At 47.0% G+C, this 4,149-nt stretch carries 4 protein-coding genes; all 4 read left to right on the top strand.

Annotated features, from left to right (window positions below):
- Positions 1-732, top strand: a 732-nt coding sequence (locus ABYB02_RS15290) for a flavin reductase family protein (RefSeq protein WP_372763265.1), incomplete at its 5' end; no start/stop codon positions are given.
- Positions 733-801: 69 nt separating this feature from the next.
- Complete coding sequence (locus tag ABYB02_RS15285) at positions 802-1,572, top strand: SDR family NAD(P)-dependent oxidoreductase (protein WP_372763264.1); 771 nt, start codon at positions 802-804, stop codon at positions 1,570-1,572.
- Positions 1,573-1,581: 9 nt separating this feature from the next.
- On the top strand, positions 1,582-2,649 hold the full coding sequence (locus tag ABYB02_RS15280) for an alkene reductase (protein ID WP_372763263.1): 1,068 nt from the start codon (positions 1,582-1,584) through the stop codon (positions 2,647-2,649).
- Between the two features lie 289 nt (positions 2,650-2,938).
- A complete protein-coding gene (locus tag ABYB02_RS15275) occupies positions 2,939-4,099 on the top strand; it encodes a helix-turn-helix transcriptional regulator (RefSeq protein ID WP_372763262.1) in 1,161 nt (386 codons plus the stop codon).
- Positions 4,100-4,149 lie beyond the last annotated feature (50 nt).

Below are 4,149 nucleotides of genomic sequence, written 5' to 3'. Positions count from 1 at the left end.
TTGTTATGTGCTGGTGGTAGCGGGGTGACCCCAGTGCTGTCTATTTTGCGTCACGTATTAACTAACGGCACTGGTAAAGTGCGTGTAATTTACGCCAACCGCGATGAAGCGTCGGTGATATTTCAGCACACCTTAAAAACCTTGACGGCGCAGTACCCAGAGCGCCTTGAGGTGATCCATCTATTAGATTCACTACAGGGGATACCCTCTTTGGGGCTGTTAACTTCCCTTGCTGAAGGAATGCAGCAGGGACGGGCCTTTATTTGTGGCCCCGGGCCCTTTATGGATGCGATGGAAGCGGCTGTTAAAGCGGCTAAATTCCCCCGCAGCCGCATTCATATTGAACGCTTTAGCAGCGCCGTGCCTAAAAGTACGGCACACGCTGCCTCCGCCAATGTACCGCCACCCGCCATAGATATTAGTGTCGTAGAGCCTCAGCCAGATGCAGCAAACCTGCCGGCAGCCACAATACAGCTCGAGTTTGATGGTGAGCACTATGTTATCCCCTGTGAAAGTGGTCAAACCGTATTAGATGCCGCTGAAAAAATAGGCATTGAATTACCCTACTCATGCCGAGAGGGGATGTGTGCATCGTGTATGTGTGAGGTGGTTGCAGGGCAAGTAAAATTAAACAATAACGATGTACTCGATGAAAAAGACTTGGCCAATAAGTTAACCCTAAGCTGTCAAGCCGTGCCATTAACAAGCGAAGTTAAACTCAAATACACCTAACGCAACGCGTTTCACATAGTCATCATGCGCAGCCTAGGTTGTGCACATCATTGATATAAGGAATTTTCCATGCAAGCACGTTTTAAAGATAAAGTTGCTTTTGTTACCGGTGGCGGTAGCGGGATAGGGGCTGCCACCGCACAGCGGTTAGCCCAAGAAGGCGCCACGGTGATTATTTGTGGCCGCAGTCAAGGCCCGTTAGATGATGTAGTCGAGACGATTCGTCATCAAGGCGGCAATGCCCATGCCATACAAGTTGACGTCAGCGACGAGCACGCGTTTGTTAATGCGCTCGAGCAGACGGCACAGCAACATGGTGGTTTAGACATTTTAGTAAATAATGCCATGGCGTTTTCTTATGGGGCCATTGCAGATACGAGCACCGAACAGTGGCACAGTAACTTTACCACTTCGGTGGATGGTACTTTTTGGGGCACCCGTACCGCCATGCAGTTAATGCAAGCCAAGGGCGGCGCTATTGTGAATATTTCCTCTATTTGCGGCGAATTAGGTACCCCGATGATGGCCGGATACAGCGCCTCTAAAGCGGCGGTGGTTAACTTTTCGCGCGCCGCGGCAGCAGAAGGTGCGGCGCACAATATTCGCGTTAATGTGGTAGTACCTGCTGTAGTTGAAACTCCTGCCACAGCAGGCATGCTCAGTGACGAAAGTATGCTGAATAACACCAACCGCCTTATTCCTATGGGCCGGGTTGGGCGTGCTGATGAGCTTGCCAGTGCGATTGCCTTTTTAGCCAGCGATGATGCGTCTTATATAACCGGCGCGAGTTTACCGGTTGATGGTGGCCGAGCTGCGGTATTGGTCACCGCTTTAGATTAAGGATATTGTATGACAACAACTAACCCATTATTAACCCCCTGCAAACTCGGTGATATAGCGATAGCAAATCGCGTGATAATGGCGCCGATGACACGTAATCGCGCCGATGCCGACGGCACACCTAATCGTTTAATGCGCGACTATTATGCACAGCGAGCCAGTGCCGGACTAATTGTTGCTGAAGGCACTTGGCCGGTTGTGACAGGACAGGCATATAATCGCCAACCAGGGATTGAAACCGCGAAACAAATTCAAGCATGGCGTGAGGTAACCGCTGCGGTACACCAAGCGGGTGGCAAAATTGTGCTGCAAATTATGCATGCCGGGCGCATTGGTTCGCACCACATTAAAGGGAATGAAGTGGCCACGGTTGCGCCTTCAGCTATTCAAGCGCGTGGGCAAGTGTATACCGATAGTGCGGGCATGCAGCCTTTTGATATGCCGCAGGCACTTAGCACTGAACAAGTATGGCAGGTAATCGATGAGCACCGTCAAGCGGCTGAAAACGCAAAAGAAGCGGGGTTTGATGGGGTGGAGCTGCATTGCACCAGTGGCTACTTACCGATGCAGTTTTTATGCTCCGATTCAAATCAACGAAATGATGAGTTTGGCGGGAACGCCGCTGCGCGTGCTAAGTTTGCTGCAGAGTGCCTACGTGCCATGGCATCGGTGTTTGGTGCAGGGCGAGTTGGGCTGCGAATGAACCCAGGGAATCGTTTTAACGATACCAATGATGAAAACCCAGCAGAGAGTCATCTGGCATTACTCAATGCTGTAGCCGATTTAGATTTAGCGTACTTACATATGATGCGCGCGCCGAGCGCTGATATTGATGCGTTTAAAATGGGCCGCGAAGCATTTAACGGCGCCTTGATCATTAACGATGGTTTTGATGGCGAGTCTGCCGCTGAGGTAATTAGCACACAGCAAGCCGAGGCGGTGTCATTTGCGCGGCATTATGTTGCTAACCCCGATTTAGTCACGCGCTTTGCCGAGCAATTAGCACTGGCAAAATTCAACCGAGAAACGCTGTACACGCCAGGTGCAACAGGCTATACAGATTACCCAAGCGCCTAATTTTATTGCGTTACTGAGTGTTGCCGCTCAACAATGGCGGCAATACTTAATCACATACAGGGCATCATTCAGCAGCGTTTTTACACCCTAAACTTAATTGTTAATATTGATTGCTAAAACCCTTGCTTAGACTAAATGATAATCAATGAGTCACTTGCAAAGCTTGCCAATAACAGTGATAGTGGAGCCAGTGAAATATTAAATAGCAGTATAAATTAATATTATAATATGCTTATTTTTTTGTTTTGTTTTCAGGTTTTAATCAAAAAAAATAACTACAGGTTGAAAAATGGCACAATTAGATATCAGTCTCGAAACCTATAATGAGTTAATCAACGCATTATACGAAGCATCAGCAGATACCAGTTCATTAAGCTGGAATACCCCCCTTAAACTAATTCAAACGATACTCAAAGCTAACTACGTCACGTTAATTTTAAAAGTCCCCGAAGAAGACGATTTAGGACTGATGATCGCTGTTGGTGAGCAACTTGAAGAAAGTGACAACGTGCAGCATTTGCCCTACCAATATAAGTTAACGCCATTTGCCGATCAGCCACTCGATACCGTGTTAACCGTGGCTGATTTTATGGATGAAAACGAATGGAAAAATTCGTCATACCGCCAACACTGGTGCGAAAAAAACAATATTTATCATGTGTTAACCACAGATATTAGCACCGCCAATGTTGGCAATTTAAGGTTTAGGGTAACCCGTAGTGAGGCGCAACAAGACTTTTCGCAAGCCGATAAAGAATTTGTGCAATTACTTATTCCGCACTTTAGACGGGCAATTTCTACCTTTTTACAGCTGTATAGTAGTGCCTCATTAGGTTCGTTATATTCACGTGCTATCGGGCGCTTGTCGATTGCTACCATTACCATAGATGAGCACGGTAAAGTGTTAGATAAAAACGTCTTTGCCAGTCATATTTTAGATGCCCAAGATGGGCTAAAAATAATGGGCGGCAAATTAACCGCACAAGATAATAGCGATAACCGTGAATTAAAACGTTTGATTAAAGCCACCTTTGCGCAAGCCGAAGGTAAACAAACTATGCCAGAAGCGATGTCTATAACTCGCCCTTCAGGGGAAGTCCCCTTAGGCGTGGTGATTGAAGTGATCCCCTCATTAGGGTGGGCCGAAGGTAAAGGACAAAAAAAGGCGGTGATTTATATTCGCGATGCAGTGGGTAAATCGACCACCAGTATTGAAATATCAAAAAAACTGTTTGGTTTAACGCCTGCAGAAACGGCATTATCACTACAATTAACCAATGGTTTATCATTAGAAGAAGCGGCCGAAGAGCTGAACATTCGCCGTAATACCGCCCGTGCTCACCTGCGCTCTATCTTTTCTAAAACTGGGGTGCGCCGTCAAACTGAATTAGTGCGGTTATTTTTAAACAGTGTAGCGGCATTAGGCTACGACGATAGAAATAGCGAGTAATCGCTAACAGCAGAAAAAAAAGCCAGCTAAATGCTGGCTCAAAATTAACA

Origin of the sequence: Pseudoalteromonas sp. (genome assembly GCF_041613455.1) — a bacterium.
Lineage (GTDB): Bacteria > Pseudomonadota > Gammaproteobacteria > Enterobacterales > Alteromonadaceae > Pseudoalteromonas.
The sequence above is the reverse complement of the archived record's forward strand: the minus strand, read 5'-3'. Positions and strand labels throughout refer to the sequence as shown.